This window comes from Staphylococcus sp. EG-SA-17 (assembly GCF_017151845.1).
GTDB classification, from domain to species: Bacteria; Bacillota; Bacilli; order Staphylococcales; family Staphylococcaceae; genus Staphylococcus; species Staphylococcus aureus.
This window is the reverse complement of the sequence record NZ_JACVZO010000125.1, coordinates 1-380: the sequence shown is the minus strand read 5'-3', so window position 1 is coordinate 380 and position 380 is coordinate 1. Positions and strand designations below refer to the sequence as shown.

Genomic DNA, 380 nt, shown 5'->3' with positions numbered 1-380 from the left:
TTTCTTCAACTAAGTCACGATATAATGCTTTTGAATTTTCGTTCAATTTCGATTCGTGATTTTGAATACTTTTCTTCCACACAAATGTATATCTATTGGCATTAGCTTCTACTTATGTACCATCAATAAAAATTGAATTATTATCAATAAGATTTTGCTTTAAACATTGACTATGGAACTGAATAAATAAAGATTAAATTAACGCATCAGTATTAGGATTCACTCTAAAACGATTAATAGTTTTATAAGAAGGTGTTTGATTTTGAGCTAACCACATCATTCGAATACTGTCATGAAGTAATTTCTCTATTCTTCGACCAGAAAATACAGATTGAGTATATGCATATAAGATGATTTTTAACATCATTTTTGGATGATAG

The 380-nt window shown here is 27.6% G+C and carries 1 pseudogene; it reads right to left on the bottom strand.

Annotated elements, in window-relative coordinates:
- Nucleotides 1–380: pseudogene (locus IDG65_RS14370) on the bottom strand (transposase); the annotation flags it as partial.